The 5,108-nt window shown below is 60.4% G+C and carries 4 protein-coding genes; 2 read left to right on the top strand and 2 right to left on the bottom strand.

Annotated elements, in window-relative coordinates; translation table 11 throughout:
- Nucleotides 1-699 (top strand): GNAT family N-acetyltransferase (locus ENZ75_RS20155; RefSeq protein WP_164887887.1); only part of this gene is annotated, 699 nt, incomplete at its 5' end.
- Between the two features lie 35 nt (nucleotides 700-734).
- On the opposite strand, the gene ENZ75_RS20150 is transcribed toward ENZ75_RS20155, so the two are convergent.
- Complete coding sequence (locus tag ENZ75_RS20150; protein WP_013532603.1) at nucleotides 735-1,847, bottom strand: pyridoxal phosphate-dependent aminotransferase; 1,113 nt, start codon at nucleotides 1,845-1,847, stop codon at nucleotides 735-737.
- A 117-nt stretch (nucleotides 1,848-1,964) separates the two neighbouring features.
- Between ENZ75_RS20150 and ENZ75_RS20145 the strand changes: the two genes are divergently transcribed.
- Nucleotides 1,965-3,632 carry a sulfotransferase gene (locus ENZ75_RS20145; protein ID WP_013532602.1) on the top strand — a complete coding sequence of 556 codons (1,668 nt, stop codon included), beginning with the start codon at nucleotides 1,965-1,967 and terminating at the stop codon, nucleotides 3,630-3,632.
- 377 nt (nucleotides 3,633-4,009) lie between these two features.
- Here ENZ75_RS20145 and ENZ75_RS20140 read toward each other — a convergent pair.
- Nucleotides 4,010-5,108, bottom strand: a 1,099-nt coding sequence (locus ENZ75_RS20140; RefSeq protein WP_164747998.1) for a porin, incomplete at its 5' end; no start/stop codon positions are given.

Raw genomic sequence — 5,108 nt, 5'->3', positions numbered from 1 at the left:
GGCCAGGGGCTGACCGAGGCCAGAACGGACCCGGCTGACCGGCGCCGAAGGGTCCTCTCGCTGACCGCAAGGGGCGAGGCAGCGCTTGCCAGGCTGCAGGCGGCGGCCGATCGGGATACGGCGCGGCTGATCGAAAGCGTACCCGACGACAGGTTGCATGAACTGCGCAGCGCCTTGCGCAAGGCGGGGGAATTGCTGGGTGATCCCACCCGTGAAAGCGGCGAGGTGACGTTGCGGCCGCACCGCGTCGGCGATGTCGGCTGGGTCGTGCAGCGCCAGGCCCAACTTTATGCCGAGGAATATGGCTGGACGATCGAGTTCGAGGCCATGCTCGCCGAGATCGGCGCCGATTTCATTCGCAATTTCGTGCCCGGCCGCGATTTCTGCTGGATCGCCGAGCGCGGTGGTCAGCCGGTCGGCGCGGTGTTCCTGGTTCATCAGGATGATAAGGTGGCCAAGCTGAGAATGCTGCATGTCGAGGCGTCGGCGCGCGGCTTCGGCATCGGCAAACGACTGGTGGCGGAATGCGTGAACCAGGCCCGGGCTTGCGGCTACGCCAAGCTAGTTCTGTGGACCAACGACATCCTCGTTGCGGCGCGCGCGATCTACGAACGTGCCGGCTTCAGGCTGGTCTCGCAGGAGCACCACCGCAGCTTCGGCAAGGATCTGACCGGCCAGACCTGGGAAATGGATTTGTAGGCGGCTTTTGCTGCCGGTTGCGCGCCAGCGGTATCCTAATTACCCCGCGCTGCCGCCAAAGCACCGGGAAGTTCCTCGGCAAAAATGTCGAGCTCGTGATCGAGGCCGACGCTGACGCGGATGCAGCGGTCGAGCCGTGGCACCATCGGCTTGCGGATGAAGACGTCGCGTGACAGCAGGGCTTGCAGAACTTTCAGCGCGAAGGCGCCATCGCCGCAGCAATCGATGGTGACGAAATTGGTCGCCGACGCCAGTGGCTTCAGCCCGTTCGCCTCGGCAATGCCGGCGATGCGTCGGCGGCCGGCCGCGACCCGCGCCACCACGCTTTGCAGATAGTGCTGATCGGCGAGCGCCTCGACGCCGGCGATCTGCGCCATGCGGCTGACGCCGTAATGGTTGCGGATCTTCTCGAAGTCGCGGATCACCTGGGCCTCAGCGATCGCATAGCCGCAGCGTATGCCCGCCAGCCCGTACGCCTTCGAGAAGGTGCGCATGCGGATGACGTTTGGCCTGGAGATATCGATCGGCGGCAGCGCCGAGGCCGGCCCGAGTTCGCCATAGGCCTCGTCGAGCACCAGCATGGTGGTTTCCGGCAGCGCCTCGATGAAGCGGATGATCTCGCTCGCCTCCCACCAACTGCCCATCGGATTGTCGGGGTTGGAGAGATAGACCAGCGGGGCCTTGTCCCTGTGCACCGCCGCCAGCAGGCCATCCAGGCTTTCCCGGTCGTTCTCGTAAGGGACCGTCACCAGTCGTCCGCCGACACCGGCGATGTGGAAGTTGAAGGTCGGATAAGCGCCGAGCGAGGTGACCACAGCATCGCCGGGCGCCACATACATGCGTGCCACCAGGGCGAGCAGGCCATCTATGCCTTCGCCGACAACGACGTTCTCTGCTTTTACGCCGTGATGCGCGGCTACCGCCACCTTCAGATCGTGATTGTCGGGATCGCAATACATCCACATGTCGCCGGCGATCTCGGCCATGCGGGCGATGACGCGCGGCGAGGGACCAAAGCTGCTCTCATTGGCGCCGATGCGGGCGCGAAAAGCGCGGCCACGCTCGCGCTCCTGCGCTTCGGGGCCGACAAACGGCACCGTCGAGGGAAGCGCTGCGATGAGCGGCATGAGGGGAGGGCGCTGATGCATGGTGGAAGCTCGCTTGAAAGGGCCTTCTTGCTAGCGCGCCGGATGGGTCGGTGCAAGTTGCCGCTGGGCAGATCCGTAACGCTGGATTCTTTCGGCCGCTTTTGCTAGCGAGACGTGATGAACAACCGTCTGCCGCCTGCCTGGTCAAAGCACCTCAAGGTCCAAACCGGGCCGAAACCCAAATTCCCGCAGCCAAATCTGCGCAACGCAAATTCGCTTTCGCCTGCGCAGGCAGACGATGCGTTGCTGGAGCAGGCGTATCAGTTTCAGCAGGCCAAGCGGCTTAACGAGGCTCAGGACCTATGCCTTCGGGTGCTGGCGCGCACGCCTAACCATCCGCTCGCCCTGTATATTTTGGGGACCGTGTGCCTGGGCTACGACGATGAGGCGGCCTTGCGATATTTCGCACGAGCGATCGGCGAGGAACCAAAAAACCCCTACTACCACCTTGGTTTGGCTTCGGCCTATGTGAAGGTCAGTGAATATTCACCGGCAATCGAGCATATGCAGTATGCCTTGGAGTTGCAGCCAGGTCTCATCGAAGCGCTTTGTGCATTGGGGGACGCTTATATCCAGTTTGATAAACCCGACATGGCTTTGCCGCTCTATGAGAAGGCGCTGAAGATCAACCGCGATCATCCCAAAGTGCGGATAGGACTGGCCAGCGCGCTCAGCAGCCTGGGGCGCATGGACGAGGCCGCCGCCTTTCTTAAAGAAGCAATCGAACGTCGCATCGCAATGCCGACTGCCTACAACGACCTTGTACAGACGCAAAAGTTCACCGAAGAGCCAAAGGAACTACAATCCATCGTTGGTGAACTCGGCAATCCCAAGCTTGATCTGGACGGCGTAGAGAAGCTCCATCTGGCGGCCGGCAAGGTGCTGAACGACCTCAAGCGCTATAAGGATGCATTCGGCCATTTCAACAAGGCCAAACAGGCCTCGGGCCGCTACTTCGATATCGACCAATACCGTCGGTGGGTAGATTCACTGATTGAGACCTTCACGCCTGAGATGCTGGCTGCCAGGTCGGGTTACGGAAATCCTTCGGAAGTTCCTGTGTTCGTGGTCGGCATGCCGCGCTCGGGAACGACACTCACGGAACAAATTTGCGCAAGTCATCCCGATGTCCATGGCGCAGGGGAACTAAGCAAACTCAGAAGAGTCGCGAATGCGATCGACCTCAGAAAGTCATCGGCCGGGAGGCTAAACCATGCGATGGCGTCGATCACAGAACACCTGTCCGGAACACTGGCCGAAGAGCACCTGACCTATCTGAGGGAGCGAGCGCCTGCCGCGCTTCGGATCGTGGATAAGATGCCTCATAATTTTGAGCTGATCGGTCTTATCGCCGTTCTCTTTCCCAACGCGCGAATCATTCATTGCCGTCGTGACGCCATCGACAATTGCGTCTCTTGTTTTGTCCAGAAATTCGGCGAGGGGCACAGCTACAACACCGACCTGAAGACACTCGGCCTGTACTATCGAGAATATGACCGCCTGATGCAGCATTGGAACGAGGTTTTCCCGAACCTGATCTTCGAAAATCAGTACGAGACGCTGGTCGACGATCAGGAAGCGCAGTCACGCCGCCTCATCGATTACCTTGGGCTGCCCTGGGATGACGCCTGCCTGCGCTTTTTCGACAGGGATGGTTCGGTCAACACACCCAGTCGCTGGCAGGTTCGCCAACCGATCTACAAATCGTCGGTCAAGCGCTGGAAGAATTATGAAGGCGAGATCCAGCCACTCATCGATGCTTTGGGCGACTTGGCGGACACGTAACTCAGACCAGTCCTGCGTTCCGCTCATGCGCGCACGTCTCCTCGATTTGGTTGGCACTGCTGAGAAATAGAGCTGAAGAAGCTTACGGATGCGCGTGATTCCGCACCCGATGATCCCAACACAATCGCTCGGTTGGTCAATTGATTCTGCTGGTCGACACGCTCGAAGTGCTTGGCGCGAAAACTCACGCACTGCCGGACTGCCGGAGCTGCCGGGGCTCGGCTTCGTCGGCTGGCTATTGTCGCTCGCAAACCTTCAAGAAGTGCAGGGGCTCGGTCTCGGGGCGGCTCAACTGCATTTGACGAGTCTCTCGGAACCCGGCGTAAAAAACCCGGCGGTTGCCCGCCGGGTTTTCGATTTCGACAAGTCGAAATATATTAGAACGAGCGCTGGAAGCGGAGGAGGCCGCCGATGCTGTTCTTCTTGTCGGCCGGTGTGAACGATGGGTTAACATAGTTGACATCGCCAAATCGGCCTGCATGGAGGTAGTCGACTTCGGCCGTGACCGTGAAGCCCGGCACAACGTCGTAAGCGATGTTCGCGGCAACGCCGACGTTCTTCCAATCGTCAGCAGACACCTGAGCGTTGAACGAGGTTTTTTCGTTGAACTTGTAGGTGCCACCGCCCCACACTGCCCAATTGCCACCCCACATCTTGTAGAAGCCGCGACCGTTGGCGTCGACATGATTGCTGAGGTTATCGTTGAGATTGTCGTCCGAACCGTAGCCGCCCATGATGAACAGCGAGAGTTCGTTGGAGACGTTCACATCCAGGCGAACCTTGCCGGCCACTTCTTCGTAATTGCTGTCATAGGCGACGACACCGGTGATGGCGCCCCAGCCCTGCGTGTACTTCACGCCGCCGACGACATGCGGAACATAGCTGTCGATCGTGTCATTGGCGTTACCTTCTTCCAGCGAGACCACTGCCGAGAAGCCGTTGCCGGCGTCGAAGTAGTACTGGACGACGTTGGTGTCGAAATCGCCGTAGGGAACGAGCGTGTCGTTGATGACGTTGCCGGCGTAGCCGACGAACGTATCGAAGGCCGATTCGTCCTTACCGACGCGCAGGCCGCCGAGCTGGATCCAGGCGAAGTTCAGCGAGACGTCCCGGTTGTGGGCGGCGTTGACGTCCTCGAAGGCGTTGTCGTCGCCGAAGTTGAAGCGGGTCTCGGTGTAGGTCTTCAAGGTGCCGAGTTCGGTTTCCTGGCCTGTCCAGGTCTTCAGCGTGAAGCGGGTATTCTTCAGCCAGGTATTGTGGTCATCACCATCCTGGTGATCCGCGGCTTTTGCACCATCGAACGAACCGAGGTCGCCACCGCCGATGTCATAACGGACATAGCCGCCGACGCGCAGGCAGGTCTCGGTGCCGGGGATGTAGAAGTAGCCAGCGCCGTAGACGTCGCAAATCTTGACGTATTCAGCGGGTTCCGGCTCGGCGACGACGACGGCGTCGGCGGCGCGCGCACCGGAAACT

The sequence above is a fragment of the Mesorhizobium sp. M7A.F.Ca.CA.002.04.1.1 genome, assembly GCF_004022805.1.
GTDB lineage: Bacteria > Pseudomonadota > Alphaproteobacteria > Rhizobiales > Rhizobiaceae > Mesorhizobium > Mesorhizobium ciceri.
This window is presented reverse-complemented; position numbering and strand designations above follow the sequence as displayed.